Source organism: Streptomyces albiflavescens (assembly GCF_014645835.1).
GTDB lineage: Bacteria > Actinomycetota > Actinomycetes > Streptomycetales > Streptomycetaceae > Streptomyces > Streptomyces albiflavescens.
In genome coordinates this window covers 223,739-238,762 of record NZ_BMMM01000003.1, presented here as the reverse complement: position 1 = coordinate 238,762, position 15,024 = coordinate 223,739, and the positions used below count along the sequence as shown (strand labels likewise).

14 protein-coding genes are annotated in these 15,024 nt (G+C 70.4%); 8 read left to right on the top strand and 6 right to left on the bottom strand.

Going from position 1 to position 15,024, the window contains the following annotated elements; translation table 11 throughout:
• Window positions 1-30: 30 nt before the first annotated feature.
• Genes IEY95_RS10450 through IEY95_RS10430 form a run of 5 tightly spaced genes read left to right on the top strand, consistent with a single transcriptional unit; the run spans window position 31 to window position 4,286 of the window.
• The gene (locus IEY95_RS10450; protein WP_189185655.1) at window positions 31-1,386 is read left to right on the top strand and encodes an L-fuconate dehydratase; all 1,356 of its coding nucleotides are present in this window, start codon (window positions 31-33) and stop codon (window positions 1,384-1,386) included.
• Window positions 1,383-2,156, top strand: coding sequence for an SDR family NAD(P)-dependent oxidoreductase (locus tag IEY95_RS10445; protein WP_189185654.1), 774 nt, complete (start codon window positions 1,383-1,385; stop codon window positions 2,154-2,156). The genes IEY95_RS10450 and IEY95_RS10445 overlap by 4 nt, the downstream gene beginning before the upstream one ends.
• The gene (locus IEY95_RS10440) at window positions 2,153-3,139 is read left to right on the top strand and encodes an aldo/keto reductase (protein WP_189185653.1); all 987 of its coding nucleotides are present in this window, start codon (window positions 2,153-2,155) and stop codon (window positions 3,137-3,139) included. The genes IEY95_RS10445 and IEY95_RS10440 overlap by 4 nt, the downstream gene beginning before the upstream one ends.
• Window positions 3,136-3,450 (top strand): L-rhamnose mutarotase, encoded by a 315-nt coding sequence (locus IEY95_RS10435; RefSeq protein ID WP_189185652.1) that lies wholly within the window; start codon window positions 3,136-3,138, stop codon window positions 3,448-3,450. The genes IEY95_RS10440 and IEY95_RS10435 overlap by 4 nt, the downstream gene beginning before the upstream one ends.
• Window positions 3,447-4,286, top strand: a complete 840-nt coding sequence (locus IEY95_RS10430) for an amidohydrolase family protein (RefSeq protein WP_189185651.1) — start codon at window positions 3,447-3,449, stop codon at window positions 4,284-4,286. Before IEY95_RS10435 ends, IEY95_RS10430 begins: the two co-directional genes overlap by 4 nt.
• A 270-nt stretch (window positions 4,287-4,556) precedes the next feature.
• On the opposite strand, the gene IEY95_RS10425 is transcribed toward IEY95_RS10430, so the two are convergent.
• The gene (locus tag IEY95_RS10425; protein WP_189185650.1) at window positions 4,557-5,987 is read right to left on the bottom strand and encodes a lipase maturation factor family protein; all 1,431 of its coding nucleotides are present in this window, start codon (window positions 5,985-5,987) and stop codon (window positions 4,557-4,559) included.
• A 256-nt stretch (window positions 5,988-6,243) separates the two neighbouring features.
• On the opposite strand from IEY95_RS10425, the gene IEY95_RS10420 reads away from it, so the two are divergent.
• From IEY95_RS10420 to IEY95_RS10410, 3 genes are all read left to right on the top strand, one after another.
• Window positions 6,244-7,449, top strand: coding sequence for a DUF6777 domain-containing protein (locus IEY95_RS10420; RefSeq protein ID WP_308429299.1), 1,206 nt, complete (start codon window positions 6,244-6,246; stop codon window positions 7,447-7,449).
• Window positions 7,450-7,525: 76 nt separating this feature from the next.
• Entirely contained in the window at window positions 7,526-9,598 is a 2,073-nt protein-coding gene (locus IEY95_RS10415) for a SpoIIE family protein phosphatase (protein WP_189185649.1), read from the top strand.
• A 68-nt stretch (window positions 9,599-9,666) separates the two neighbouring features.
• Window positions 9,667-10,527 carry an Fpg/Nei family DNA glycosylase gene (locus IEY95_RS10410; protein WP_189185648.1) on the top strand — a complete coding sequence of 287 codons (861 nt, stop codon included), beginning with the start codon at window positions 9,667-9,669 and terminating at the stop codon, window positions 10,525-10,527.
• Between the two features lie 9 nt (window positions 10,528-10,536).
• Here IEY95_RS10410 and IEY95_RS10405 read toward each other — a convergent pair whose 3' ends face one another.
• From IEY95_RS10405 to IEY95_RS10385, 5 genes are all read right to left on the bottom strand, one after another.
• Window positions 10,537-12,255 carry a caspase family protein gene (locus IEY95_RS10405; protein WP_189185647.1) on the bottom strand — a complete coding sequence of 573 codons (1,719 nt, stop codon included), beginning with the start codon at window positions 12,253-12,255 and terminating at the stop codon, window positions 10,537-10,539.
• A gap of 2 nt (window positions 12,256-12,257) precedes the next feature.
• On the bottom strand, window positions 12,258-12,644 hold the full coding sequence (locus IEY95_RS10400) for a hypothetical protein (protein ID WP_189185646.1): 387 nt from the start codon (window positions 12,642-12,644) through the stop codon (window positions 12,258-12,260).
• A gap of 181 nt (window positions 12,645-12,825) precedes the next feature.
• The gene (locus IEY95_RS10395; protein WP_189185645.1) at window positions 12,826-13,476 is read right to left on the bottom strand and encodes a zf-HC2 domain-containing protein; all 651 of its coding nucleotides are present in this window, start codon (window positions 13,474-13,476) and stop codon (window positions 12,826-12,828) included.
• Window positions 13,477-13,617: 141 nt separating this feature from the next.
• A complete protein-coding gene (locus IEY95_RS10390; protein WP_189185644.1) occupies window positions 13,618-14,133 on the bottom strand; it encodes a hypothetical protein in 516 nt (171 codons plus the stop codon).
• 174 nt (window positions 14,134-14,307) lie between these two features.
• Complete coding sequence (locus IEY95_RS10385) at window positions 14,308-14,856, bottom strand: sigma-70 family RNA polymerase sigma factor (protein WP_189185643.1); 549 nt, start codon at window positions 14,854-14,856, stop codon at window positions 14,308-14,310.
• Window positions 14,857-15,024 lie beyond the last annotated feature (168 nt).

Here is a 15,024-nt window from a genome sequence, read left to right as displayed (position 1 = left end):
CCTTCCCTGTTACCGACCGAGAGGTTCTCCGTGTCCCCGACCCCCGCCCGCATCACCGCGGTCGACACCTACGACATCCGTTTCCCCACCTCGCGCGAGCTCGACGGCTCCGACGCGATGAACCCGGACCCCGACTACTCGGCGGCCTACGTCGTGCTGCGCACCGACGCCGCGGACTTCCCCGAGGGGCACGGCTTCACCTTCACCATCGGGCGGGGCAATGATGTCCAGGTCGCCGCGATCGACGCGCTGCGGGGGCATGTGGTCGGACGGTCGGTCGACGAGCTGTGCACCGACCCGGGCTCCCTCGGCCGTGATCTGATCGGCGACAGCCAGTTGCGCTGGCTCGGACCCGAGAAGGGCGTGATGCACATGGCGATCGGCGCCGTCATCAACGCCGTGTGGGATCTGGCCGCCAAGCGTGCGCACAAGCCGCTCTGGCAGTTGCTCGCCGACGCCGAGCCGGAATGGCTGGTGCGCCAGGTCGACTTCCGCTACATCACGGACGCGCTGACGCCGGACGAGGCGTTGGACCTGCTGCGGCGGGGCAAGGAAGGAGCCGCCGAACGCGCCGCGACCCTGAGGGCCAAGGGCTTCCCCGCGTACACCACCTCGCCCGGCTGGCTCGGCTACAGCGACGAGAAACTCACCCGCCTCGCCGCCGAGGCCGTCGCCGACGGCTTCACGCAGATCAAGCTGAAGGTGGGTGCGGACCTGGCGGACGACGTACGCCGCTGCCGCGTGGCCCGCTCCGTGGTCGGCCCGGACATCCGCATCGCCATCGACGCCAACCAGCGCTGGAACGTCGACGAGGCGATCACCTGGACGAAGGCGCTCGCCGAATTCCTGCCCTACTGGATCGAGGAGCCGACGAGCCCGGACGACGTCCTCGGACACGCCACCGTCCGCAGGGCCGTCGCCCCGGTCAAGGTCGCCACCGGTGAGCACGTGCAGAACCGCATCATCTTCAAACAGCTGCTCCAGGCCGGCGCCATCGATGTCCTGCAGATCGACGCGGCCCGTGTCGGCGGCGTCAACGAGAACCTCGCCATCCTGCTCCTCGCGGCCAAGTTCGGCGTGCCCGTCTGCCCGCATGCCGGCGGGGTCGGGCTGTGCGAACTCGTCCAGCACCTCTCGATGTTCGACTACGTGGCGCTGTCCGGTACCACCGACGACCGGGTCATCGAATACGTCGGTCACCTGCACGACCACTTCCGCGACCCGGTGGTGGTCCACGAGGGTCACTACATGGCACCCTCCACGCCGGGCTTCTCGTCGACCATGCGGCCCGAGTCCATCGCGGAGTTCACCTACCCCGGCGGCACCTTCTGGGCCGCCGACCTCGCCCAGCAGGCACTCACCGACCAGAAGGGGGAAGCGGCATGACGGACACTCAGGGCGTCCAGGACTTCGAGGGGCTCAAGGCGCTGGTGACCGGCGGCGCCTCCGGTATCGGGCGGGCCACCGCCGACCTCCTCGCCGCGCGCGGTGCGCAGGTCGCGGTCCTCGACCTCGCCCCTTCGTCGGTCGACAAGCCGCTGCTCGGCTACCTCGCCGATGTCACCGACGACGCGTCCGTACGCTCGGCGGTGGCCGCGGCGGTCGCGGACCTCGGCGGCCTCGATGTACTGATCAACAACGCGGGCATCGGCGCCCAGGGGACCGTCGAGGACAACGACGACGCGCAGTGGCACCGGGTCCTGGACGTCAACGTCCTCGGCATGGTCCGTACGGCTCGTGCCACCTTGCCGCATCTGCGGGAATCCGCGCACGCAGCCATCGTGAACACCTGCTCCATCGCCGCCACCGCGGGCCTGCCCCAGCGCGCCCTGTACTCGGCCTCCAAGGGTGCCGTGCTCTCCCTGACCCTCGCCATGGCCGCCGACCACGTCCGCGAGGGCATCCGCGTGAACTGCGTCAACCCCGGCACGGTCGACACACCCTGGGTCGGCCGCCTGCTCGACGCGGCCCCCGACCCGGACGCCGAACGCGCCGCGCTGGAGGCCCGCCAGCCCACCGGCCGCCTGGTCTCGGCAGCCGAAGTAGCCGGCGCCATCGCCTACTTGGCAAGCCCGTTGTCCGGTGCGACCACCGGCACGGCGCTCGCCGTCGACGGCGGCATGCAGGGACTGCGACTGCGCCCGGTGGGCCAGTGAGCACGCTCGGCAGAAGCGGCGTCGAGGTCAGCGAGCTGTCCTTCGGCGCCGCGGGCATCGGCAATCTGTTCACCGCGGTCACCGACGAGCAGGCGTACGAGGCGGTGGACGCGGCCTGGGCCGGCGGAATCCGCTACTTCGACACCGCGCCGCACTACGGCATCGGTCTCTCCGAGCGGCGCCTCGGCGCTGCCCTGCGCGACAGGCCCCGCGCCGAGTACACCGTCTCCACCAAGGTGGGCCGCCTCCTGGAACCCACGGACGTGAGCGGCGACGACCTGGCCGACGGCTTCGCGGTGCCCGCCACGCACCGCCGCGTCTGGGACTTCAGCGCGGACGGCGTACGACGCAGCCTGGACGCCAGCCTCGAACGGCTGGGCCTCGACCGGGTGGACGTCGTCTACCTGCACGACCCGGACGACCATGCCGAGCAGGCCTTCCGCGAGGGTTACCCGGCCTTGGAGAAGCTCCGCTCGGAAGGCGTGGTCGGCGCCATCGGCGCGGGCATGAACCAGGCCGAGATGCTCACCCGCTTCGTCGGCGAGACGGACGTCGACGTGGTGCTGTGCGCCGGGCGCTACACACTGCTCGACCACCGGGCGCTGACCGAGCTGATGCCCGACGCCCAGGAGCGCGGTACGTCCGTCGTGATCGGCGGTGCCTTCAACTCCGGGCTGCTGGCCGACCCACGGCCCGGGGCAACGTACAACTACAGCGCCGCGCCGACCGAGTTGCTCGACCGGGCCCTGCGTCTGAAGGCCGTCGCCGAGCGGCACGGCACCACGCTGCGCGCCGCCGCCCTGACCTTCCCCGCCGCCCATCCGGCCGTCGCGAGCGTGCTGGTCGGCGCCCGCTCGGCGGACGAAGCCCGCGATTGTGTGCGGCAGTTCGCGACACCGGTGCCCTCGGAGTTCTGGCGGGAACTGCTCGCGGAAGGACTGCTGCCCGCCACTGCCCCCGTACCCGTACAGGAGCCGTCATGAGAATCGCGTTGCACACCAAGGTCCGGGCGGACCGCGTCGCCGAGTACGAGGCCGCGCACCGCGAGGTCCCGGCCGAGCTGACCGCCGCGATCCGCGCGGCAGGAGCCACCGCGTGGACCATCTGGCGCAGCGGGACCGATCTCTTCCACGTCCTGGAGTGCGAGGACTACGGGCGGATGCTCGCCGAACTGGAGAAGCTGCCGGTCAACATCGCCTGGCAGGCCCGCATGGCCGAACTCCTCGACGTCGTCCACGACTACTCCGACGAGGGCGCGGACGCCGGTCTGCCCGTTGTGTGGGAGCTGCCGTGAAGGTGGACGCGCACCACCATGTGTGGGACCTCTCCGTCCGCGACCAGCCGTGGATCACCGGGCCCGAACTCCGGCCGCTACGACGGGATTTCACGCTGGCGGAGCTCGAACCGCAGGCGCGGGAAGCCGGGGTCGACCGCACGGTCCTGGTGCAGACGATCACCATCCCGGAGGAGACCCCCGAGTTCCTCGCCCTCGCGGCGGAGAGCGAGCTGGTGGCGGGAGTGGTGGGGTGGACCGATCTGACCCGCCCGGAGGTGGCCGACGAGCTGGCACGGCTGCGGGAGCTGCCGGGTGGCGAGTACCTCAAGGGCATCCGCCACCAGGTCCAGGGCGAGCCGGACCCCGCGTGGCTGCTGCGCCCGGACGTACGACGGGGGCTGACCGCCGTGGCCGAGGCAGGGCTCGTCTACGACCTGATCGTCGTGCCGCACCAGCTGCCTGCCTGCGCCAAGGCGGCCGCCGCCCTGCCCGGACTCACCTTCGTCCTCGACCACGTGGGCAAGCCGCCGATCGCGTCGGGTGACCTCGATCCGTGGGCGTCGGACCTCAGGGAGCTCGCCGCACTCCCCAACACCGTGTGCAAACTCTCGGGCATGGTCACCGAGGCCGCCCCCGTCGTATGGACGACCGACACCCTGCGCCCGTATGCCGACACGGTCCTGGAGGCCTTCGGCCCGGACCGTCTGATGTTCGGCTCCGACTGGCCGGTGTGTACGCCGGCGGCGACGTACGGCCAAGTCGTCCGCATCGCCGAGGAGTTGACGGCCGGTCTCGATGACGCCGACAGGGAGGCCGTCTTCTCCGGCACCGCCACCCGCGTCTACAGCATCTGACCCTCGTCCCTCTGCCGCCCCTGCCATGCCGCAGACGGCGAGGGCGGCGGCGCGCCGCGCGGCGACGCGTGCACCGGGTCACTCCGCACGCCTCCGGGACGGGGCCGCGCGATGGCGGAAAACGGAGTGGTCACCCGCGCGAGCGACGGAATTCCCCGACGGTGGACGAGCCGCCCCGATGTCGCTCATCGGCGGAATGAAGACGTGGACGCGCGGCAATCCCGAAGGGGCGACCCGTGCCCGGCGGTACGTGGACCCCCAGGGTTCCGTCTAGTACGGAATGCGACGCTCGGCCTCCGTCTCCAGCCGCGTCGGCGGCAGGAAGTCGCGCACGTACGTCCGGTGCCAGCACGCACCCGTCTCCCGCAGCTCGCGCCAGGTCGTGTACCGATAACGGAAGAGACGCGCGCGGACGTAGTGCGGCGGGGCGTCGGCGGGGAACGGGGAGCGGCGCAGCAGTCGCAGCGTGTCGCGGTCGTTCTCCAGGAGCCGCTCCACCAGAGCCGTGAACCACGAACCGGCGTACGCCGGGGAGAGTGCCACGAACCACATCAGCCAGTCGAGTCGCAGATGGTACGGAGCGAACTGGCGCGGCCAGTACCGTGGGTCGCCCGGCTTGCCCTTGAACTCGTACTCCCGCCACTCCGCTTCCTCGTACGGCATCGCAGCCGCCGTGCCTTCGAGGATCACCTCGTATCGCACCCGGCTGATGCTGCCGAACGCCCCGTAGGTGTTGACCAGATGGAGCGGGTCGAAGGAGCGGTTCATGACCTGCCGCCGGGAGAGCAGATTGCGCGCCGGGCGGTAGCTGAGGGCCAACAGGCCCGTGGCCACGGCGAGGACCACGACCTCGTACCAGAGCGGTGGGCCGGCCACGTGCGGGGCAGTGGTGGGGAACTCGACCGCCGACAGGGCCACCACGATGGTGATCCAGTTCAGCCAGGAGAAATTGCCGGACAGCACCAGCCACAGCTGGGTGAGGATCATCAGCGAGGCGGCGGCCGTCGCGATCGGCTGCGGGGTGAACAGCAGGATCGGCACGACGAGTTGGGTGACGTGGTTGGCGGCCACCTCCGCCCGGTGGAACGGCTTCGGGAGATGGTGGAAGAACCAGCTCAGCGGGCCCGGCATCGGCTGTGTCTCGTGGTGGTAGTACAGGCAGGTCAGCTTCCGCCAGCACGCGTCGCCCCGCATCTTGATCAGCCCGGCGCCGAACTCGACGCGGAACAGCACCCAGCGCAGCAGGAAGAGGACGACGATCGGCGGGGCCACCTCGTCGTTGCCGAGGAAGACCGCGAGGAAGCCCACCTCCAGCAGCAGGGACTCCCAGCCGAACGAGTACCAGGTCTGGCCGACGTTGACGATCGACAGATACAGCGCCCATGGGACGAGCCACAGCAACATCCCGCCCCACAGTGGCAGTTGCGAGTCCAGGCCCGCGATCAGCCCCACCGACACCGCGCAGCCCGTCCAGGCCCAGGCCGAGAAGAAGCGGTCCGAGTAGCGCAGATGGAACACGCTCGGCGCGTGGCGGAACAGCACGCGCTCCACGAAGCGGGGAACCGGCAGCATCCCGCGCTCCCCGATCAACGCGCGGAACTGCAGCGCCGCGCCCAGGAACGCGGCGAGGTACACGACGGCCAGGGCCCGTTGGAAGACCAACCGGCTCAGCCAGTACTCGGGGGCGGTGAACCACTCCACGGCGGTACTCCTCTCCCTCCCATTGTGACGCTGGGTGACCGCCTCCGCTTGCGTTAGCCAACTGGGCGACGCAGACAATAGTGGATGAATTGCCCGGGATGAACGGGAGAACGTGGTGCGCATACCCGCCAGAACAGTGGTGCACATACCCGCCAGAACAGTGGTGCACATACCCACCAGGACCCTCGTTACGGCCTTTGCGCTCTTGGCGGCGCTGCTCGTCACTGGGTGCGGCGGCGACAACGAGAGGAGCCAGGTGGCGTCCGGCGGATCGGGCGGCGAGATCTTCCTCCAGCCCGTCGGGGCGCAGGGGCCCGACCCCTTCACCGACTCCACGGCGACCCCGCCGCCCGTCACCCGAATGCCGCAGCCCACCGGGAACGGCTCCGCGCAGGGCGTGCGCTCCCTCTCGGGTTCCACGCCGGGCCTCTACGGCGGCACCCGGAGCGTCGGCAGCTGTGATGTCGAGAAGCAGATCCGGTTTCTCGCCGCGGACCGGGACAAGGCCCGTGCCTTCGCCCAGGCTTCCGGCATCTCCCAGGCCTTCATCCCGGACTACCTGCGCGGTCTGACCTCGGTCGTCCTGCGCGCCGACACGCGGGTCACGAACCACGGGTTCAGCGACGGACGGGCGACCGACTATCAGTCCGTGCTCCAGGTGGGCACCGCCGTCCTCGTCGACAACCGGGGCGTGCCCCGTGTCCGCTGCGCCTGCGGCAACCCGCTGAACCCACCGGCCGTGCTCCGGGGAAACCCGGGTACTCGGGGCCGGCCCTGGTCCGGATATCAACCCACTCAGGTGGTCGTGGTGACCCCGGCGCCCACCGCGATCACCAAGATCACGATCATCAACATCGTCGACAACGCCTGGATCGAGCGCAGGATCGGCGACGACGGCCACCACGACCACGCCGTACCGCCGTCCGACGACTGGACGCGGCCCCGGCAGCCGGACGACCCGTGGCCCAGCGCCTCGCCGACCGGGAAGAGCCCACGGCCCCACGCGTCGGAGCCCGACTGTGTCACGCCCACGGCGACGGTGTCCGTCACGCCGAGCGCGACCGAGACTGCCCCGGGCGTGACCGGCGACTCCGAGGATCCGCCGTTCGACGCGGCGAGGCTCAGGCCGCCGGCCGACGCTTCGGGGGACCCGGCGGCAGAGCACTCGAAGTGCCCCACTGGTACCGCCACGGCGCCGCCGACGACGGCGCCGGAGAGCGTACCGGCCCCCTCGGACCGGACTCCGTCGGGCGAGAGCGCCGCTCCTCGGTCGCCTACGGCCGCACCTGACCGGTCCGCGTCCGAGGAGCCCGCGTCGCCACTCGACCCGTCGAGCGAGGACCTCGGTCCCGACACTGTCCCGGACGGCCCCGACGTCCCCGATGGCGGTGGCCTGATCCCCGACGAGTCGCCGCCCCCGGACAGCATCTTCGACGCCCCGACCGACGTCTTCGACAGCTGAACTCCCGCACGGCGGGAGGGGCTCGAAAACGGGATCCCCACTCGAATAATCGGACAAACCCTGGCAAGGTGGCCCCATGGTTCATCGGGGAGCGAGCGCCCTGTCACTCCCGGACGACTGGCCCGCCCACCCGGATCCGATCCTGGCGCTCAACCGCATGGGCAGCTTCGACTGGGATCTGGACACCGGCCTGTTCCACATGGACGCCCAGGCCCACGAGATCTTCGACCTGCGCCCCGAGGAGTACGACGGCTACCCCGAGAGCCTGACCGTACGGGTGCCTCGGGTGGAGGGCTACCGTCTCGACGCTGTGGTGTCCCAGGCCATGAAGGACGGCAGCGAGAACTACGGCGCGTACTTCCGCGTCCGCCGCCGCGACGGTTCCATGCGCTGGACCCACACCCAGGGCTACATACGTCGTGATGAGACCGGCAAGCCGCGCCGGATCATCGGCATAGTCCGCGACGCCACGGACGAGCTGAGCGAGAGCGCGGCGCGCCGCGAGCAGGCCGCCCTGGACGAGGCCCGGCGCCAGCAGACGAACGTCGTCCAGATCACCACGGCGGCGCTCGCGCACGCCAGCACCGTCCAGGACGTCATCGACGTCCTGGAGGACACCCACGGCGTCACCCATCTCGGGGCGACGAGCCTGGTCATGGGCCTGGTGGAGGCCGGTCGCATCCGCCTGGTCGCCACGGGCCCCGCGAACAGCTACGTACCCGGCACCCGGGTCACCCGCCTCGACGCGAAGTACCCGATGAACGAGGTCGTACGGAGCCTCGCGCCGCACTTCATCGAGTCGCCGGAGGAGTTCTCGGCGTCGTACCCGCTGCTGTGGCCGAACATCACCGATCTGAACATCACCTCGGCCGCGTATCTGCCGCTCATCGTGCAGGCCAGACCCATCGGCGCGATAGGCCTGCTCTACAACGACCGGCGGGGCTTCTCGGCGGAGGAGCGCAATGTCCTCGTGGCGCTCGGCAGCAGCATCGCGCAGAGCCTCCAGCGTGCCATGTTCTACGAGCAGGAGAAGGATCTCGCGCAGGGCCTCCAGCAGGCCATGCTGCCGCGCTCCATCCCGAGCGTCCCCGACGCCGACATCGCCGTCCGCTATCGCTCCGCCTCGCTCGGGCGGGACATCGGCGGCGACTGGTACGACGTGATCCCGCTGCCGGGCGGCCGGGTCGGCGCCGTCATCGGGGACGTCCAGGGCCACGACACACACGCTGCGGCCGTCATGGGCCAGCTGCGGATCGTGCTGCGCGCCTACGCCGCCGAGGGCCACACCCCTGCCACCGTGATGGCCCGCGCCTCGGTGTTCCTCGACGAACTCGACACCGACCGCTTCGCGACCTGCCTGTACGCCGAGGCCGACCTGTCCACCGGAGTGGTCCAGCTGGTCCGCGCCGGCCACATCGACCCACTGATCCGGCAGAGCGACGGCACCTGCCGCCGAGTCACCGTCGAGGGGGGCCTGCCGCTCGGGCTGTCCGCCGAGTTCGGCCGCCTCGAGTACCCGGTCGATACGGTCGAGCTGGATCCGGGCCAGACCCTGCTGCTGTGCACCGATGGGCTCGTGGAACAGCCCGGCATCGACCTCGACGAGGGCATGCACATCCTGAAGGGGCTCATCCACTCGGGCCCCGAGGACGTCTGCGACCTCGCCGACCGGCTCATCGACGTGGCCGAGGAGCGCGGCGGCGAAGACGATGTGGCGCTGCTGCTCATGCGCCGCCGGGGCCCCACCACACAGGCCGGAGGACGGCTCCAGCAGCATGTCGCCCCGGGTGACCCAGAGGCGCTCACCGGGGCGCGCCACATGATCCGCGCCGCGGTCCGTGCCTGGGGCGCCCGTGAGCGCGCCGACGAGATCGAGCTGGTCGCCGACGAACTGATCACCAACGCCCTGATGCACACCGAGGGCTCCGCCATCGTCACCCTGCGCGTCCTCGCCGGCTCCGACCGCAGGCTGCGCGCCGAGGTCGAGGACTCCTCCAGCGCCCTGCCGCGCCGCCGCGAGGCGGGCGAGTCCGGCGTATCGGGCCGCGGCCTCCTCCTCGTCGACCGGCTGACCGACGTCTGGGGCGTGGAGGCCCGCGGCGGCGGCAAGTGCGTGTGGTGCGAGTTCATCGTTCCGGAGCGGGACTGACCAGCGGTGCGCAGTGGGTCGTCGGGATTCCGGATGGTGTTGTCGGTGCCGGGTGGCACTCTGGACCCATGCCGGAACTGCCCGAGGTCGAAGCGCTCAAGGACTTCCTGACCGACCATCTCGTCGGACGCGAGGTCGTGCGCGTGCTGCCCGTCGCCATCAGTGTCCTGAAGACCTACGACCCGCCCGTCACCGCCTTCGAGGGGCGCGAGGTCACGGCTGTGCACCGGCACGGCAAGTTCCTCGACATCGAGGCGGACGGCCTGCACTTCGTGACGCACCTGGCCCGCGCGGGCTGGCTGCACTGGCGGGACACGCTGCCCGACGGCCCGCCCCGCCCCGGCAAGGGCCCGCTCGCGCTGCGTGTCGCGCTGGAGACCGGGGAGGGCTTCGACCTCACCGAGGCGGGCACCCAGAAGCGGCTCGCCGTGTACGTGGTGCGGGACCCGGCGGAGATCCCCGGCGTGGCCCGCCTCGGCCCCGATCCACTCGCCGACGACTTCGACGAGGTGCGGTTCGCCAAGTTGCTGGAGGGGGAGCGGCGCCAGTTGAAGGGCGCCCTGCGCGACCAGAGCCTGATCGCCGGCGTGGGGAACGCGTACAGCGACGAGATCCTGCACGCAGCCAAGATGTCGCCCTTCAAGCTCGCCTCCTCGCTGACACCCGAGGAGACACGACGCCTGTACGAGGCGCTGCGCGCCACGCTCGCCGAGGCCGTCGAGCGCTCCCGCGGGCTGGCCGCCGGACGTCTGAAGGCGGAGAAGAAGAGCGGACTGCGGGTGCACGGCAGGGCGGGCGAGCCCTGCCCGGTCTGCGGCGACACCATCCGCGAGGTCTCCTTCAGCGACTCCGCGCTGCAGTACTGCCCGACCTGCCAGACGGGCGGCAAGCCACTGGCGGACCGCAGGTTGTCGCGGCTGCTCAAGTAGTCGGCGTGCTCACCAGATGGTGATCACGATGGGGTAGGCGATGCTCATGAGTGCGCCCAGGACGACGACCGGGATCGCGCAGAGCCTCGCCAGCGAGACCAGGGCACGCGTGGCGCTCCTCGCTCCCTGCGTGTAGCGCCGACGCCTCGAACGCAGTTCTTGCCGGGCGAGGGCGCCGACGGAGAGCGCCGCCACCGCGGTGACCAAGGAGACGATAAGGGGAGGGAGCAGGGAGAACTTGCCGGCGGAGTCCTCGAATTCGCCGGTCATTCCTACCTGCCCCAGGTCGATCGAGGCCCTGACCGCCTTGTCGGCGGCCACGATCAACATGATCACCGAGATGACGGCGAGAGCCAGCGTGGCTGCCGCCATTGCGGGCGCACGCACGGGTCTGGACGGCGGCCGGTGTGTGGCGGTCGGCCCCTTCCCCTCGCTGTCCGTGGGGGTGTCGGGGGGCTTGTCGGGCGGCGGCGGCACCACCTCGGCCTCGACACGCACCACGGCGTCGTCGGCGACCCCCTTCAGCATGATGTCACCGGTCAGACGCCCTTCGGCTGACGTGTCGACACCGACGGCCAGACCCTCCGAGGACTCCTCGACCCGTAGCCACTTGCCCGCGGGCTGGGCCACGCAATGGCGGGCCAGGGGGATGCCCTGCAGCGTCACCGTCTGCTGCGGAACGGCGGTGTCCCGGGGTACCCGGCCGAAGTCCAGACGGGCCGGGGCGGGCTTGAGGCTGACGTCGTCCAGGGCGCGCCGCGCCTCGTCCGCGACCTGCTGGGTGTCGTTGCGGACCACGGCCTCCAAGGCCTGGCGCGCCCCTTCGGCCATGGAGAGCGCCGGGCTTGCCATGCGGGAGCGCACCTCCGCGACGGCGCCGAGGCGGGTGAAGATGTTCCGGCTCCGCAGAGCGTCCTGCACGGCGCGCGGGACGGGCTCGGGCTCGATTCTGATACGGCGCCGCCGACCGTGCGCCAACTGCATGGTCCCCTGCATCTGGACGGTCTTGCTCGGGTTCTGGTTCGGGTTCTGGTCCCGCACGCGGTCGTAGACGTACTCGTACAGGTCGTCGAGCGAGACCTCACCGTCTTCGTCGCGGTCGGCATCACCGGTTTCCAGGCCCTCCACCACCGCGTGGGTGAACACCGACGGTCGCGCGGTGCTGCCCTCGGTGAGTTCGGCGTCCTCGAAGGCGTATTCCATGGAGTTCGACGCCGTGATGACGGCCCAGCCCCGCCCCCCGCTCGGCTTCTCGCCCGCGAAGGCGTCCAGCACGTGCATGTCCCGTGAGGCGCGTACGGACGCACCCCGGGAGAAGGCACCTCCGTAGCAGCAGTCGAGGAACAGCACGGTGCAGCCCGCCCGTGTGCGGGACATGCACCGCTGAACGAAATCGGCGGAGACGCCCGTGGAGTCGAGGAGCCGGGGCTTGGTGTTGCTGGCCGCGAAGTACAGTTCGCCGGATTCGCTCTTGATCCCGTGGCAGGAGAAGTGCAACACCAGCTGGTCGTCACGGCCGCGGTCGGAGAGGAGGAAGCCTTCGATGCACTCCTTCATTTCCTGCGTGGACGCGTTCCTCAGGACATCCACCTCGAAGTCGCCGATCTGCGGATTGCGCAGGACTCCGGAGAGGGCTTCGGCGTCGTGTCCGGGCGCTCTCAGCTGCTTGAGGCCCTGATCCTCGTACGTGTCGTTGGCGATGATCAGCGCATGCCGGGACTCGACCATGTCTACGTCCCCACTGCGGAATGCTTCTGGACGAAGATATTCACCGCCTGGGCCACCTGCTCGTCCGTCGCCGCCGATATCTCCAGCGTGTCCCCGCCCAGTGTCAGGGTCAGCGACGGGCGCGTGGTCCGCGTCCGGCCCAGCCAGTCACGCAGGACGCTCACCACCTGGCTCAGCCCGGTGAGGGACTTGCCCAGGCTCACCATGAGGGTGCCGACCAGGGCGGCGTCCACGACCCGTGCGCCGGGCGGGATCTCGCCCGCCGGGACGGTCCTGACATCGTCCACATCGAGTGTGAGCAGTTCCTCACGCAGATAGCCGGTCAGCTGCGCCACTTCCTCGGCTTCCGCTCCCTCCTCGGAGAGGCGGATCAGCAATTGGTTCTCCACCGGCTCAGCCCCTTCGGTCGTGCTCCTAGGGGCGGCGCGGAGCGGACCTTCGACAGCTCCACGTCATCGTTTACAGTCTCCGCCCACGGCTGTACGGGGGCAAATCCGTTGCCTGCCAACGTGATTGACGCTTCAACGGGGTATCTCATGATTCAACCGGCGGTTCTCGTTCGGCCGGCCCTCAGCGGGCGTCGAGCGTCACCAGGTGATGGCCGTCCGCGGTGCGCACCTCGTATCGGGCGATCTGGTCGGTGTGCATCGCGGAGCCGCCCTGCACGGTGCTCATCCGGGCGTCGTGGTCGGGCACGGTCCAGCTGGCCATGACCTGCTCCGAGCCGTCGCGGCCGATGGCGACGAGGCGGCAGGAGCGGGGGCCGGCCCCGTCCTTCACCTTGAGTTCCACCTGGCTGCCCGAGTCCGTGTCCTCTGTCGTGACCTGGGCCCATACGCCCGTCCGTTCGTCGGTCGCGGCGACCTGCGCGGTCGAGTCTCCCTGGCCGGCGAGCACGGCGATCCCGGGGCCGGCCACGGCGAACACCACGGAGGCGGCCAGCCCGTACAGGAAGCGCCGACGCCGCGCCCGGTGCCGCGCCGCCACCTCGCCGAGCAGACGGCCCAGCAGCTGGGGACCGGGCTGAGCCATGGGGTGCACGGAGCGCGGCGTGGCCCGCCGGTACAGCAGCAACTGCCGTGTGGTGGGCCCAAATCCGGTCACATGTGCCGCGCAGCGAGGGCACCCCATGAGGTGGTCCTCGAAGCGGAAAGCCTCCGCCTCGTCCAGCACGCCGAGCGCATATGCGCCGACGTCGCGATGCCTTTCCTGGGACCTCATGCCGAATCCTCGTGCCGATGGGTGGGGGTGGGGTTACTCCTTGCTCTCACCCGTACGCATCAGACAGTCGAATCACTCAAGCCACGCACAGAATCGCAACCAAGAGATTCGGAGCGACCCGGCCGGCGGATTGGTCCTGATTCAAAAAAGATGGATGGCGAGATGTCCGAGGGGAAGTCCGAGCTGCCAAGCCGGCGTCCACACCTTCGGCCCGTCGTCCTCGCCGACCACCGGCCCGCCGCCCGGCACCGCGTCCAGGTCGGGAGCGAGCAGCTCGGTCTCTTCGAGCCAGCGCCAGGCCGCCGACGCCAGCTCCAAGTCCGGAGCGGGAGCGCCGGATGCCCTCGCCTCGGCCGCGAGCCGCGCCAGGTGCTCGCGCACCCAGTCCTGCCACGGCTGGTCGTACGCCGTCAGCGAGAGCCAGGTCTCCAGCTGAGTGACGACCCGGATCCCGGAAAGCTCACCGCCGCTGTCGGAGAGGAAAATGGTCAGCGCCAGCGCGTCGCGTCCTGCGCGGAACTCGAAGGACGTGGGCGGCATCAGGTCGCCGGTCCGCAGCAGTTCGTCGGCGATGTACTCGGCGTACAACCACGCCATGGGGACGGTGAGTTCGCCACCGCCGGTGCCGTCCGTACTTTCTTGACCTCTGTGCAGCATCCCTTCCTGCCTTCCTCCGGTTCGCGTGCGCGTCGCCCGACCCCGGGCTTTGCGGGGTGTCCCGCGGACCAGGCCGCTGACACCCCCCAATCCGGAACACGGATGAGGCAAGCTGATTGCTCAACCATGGTCCTCAGCAAGGCGCTTTACGGAGGTTTGACTCGGCCTTCGGTTTCACCGCAGGTCGGCCGCGTATCCCGGAAGAACCCGGCGCAGGGCGCGCAGCGCGTAGTACGCGCGAGACTTCACCGTACCGGGCGGAATTCCGAGGGCTGCGGCGGCCTCCGCCACACTCGCCCCTTGGAAGTACACCTGCACCAGGACTTCACGGTGCTCGGGAGTGAGTGTCTTCACAGCCTCCCGTACATCGAGCATCGCCGCGGATCGTTCGGCGTGATCGGCACAGACGCGCGCACTCTCCAGCACCGCGTCGCCGACCTCCGCCGGGCGTGCCTGACGGGCCCGGCGCGCGTCGATCGCGAGCCGTCGTCCGACGGTGAGGAGCCAGGGGCGTACGGAGTCGAAGTCGTCGGCACGCAGCGCCTCGGGGTGCTGCCAGGCGCGTACGAATGTCTCCTGCACCAGATCCTCGGCGCGCTGCCGATCGCCGTCGGACAGCCGCAGCAGCAGCGCGAAGAGGGGCCGTCCGTGCTCGCGCTGCAGCGCGGCCAGCTCGTGCTCGGCGGTCGCCCCGTGTGTGATGGTGCTGGTTCCGGCCGTCATGGCCTGTATGCCAGCGGGTGCCGCTCCACGGGGACAGGGGTGGGGCGCGGGTCTGCGGTGGGCGGTCGAAGCCGTCGGTGAACGGTGCGATGAACGGTCCATCGGGGTGGGGTCCTCCGCCGCTGGGGTCTCCACCCCCGGACTCCCATTCGCCCTGACGGGCCCGTC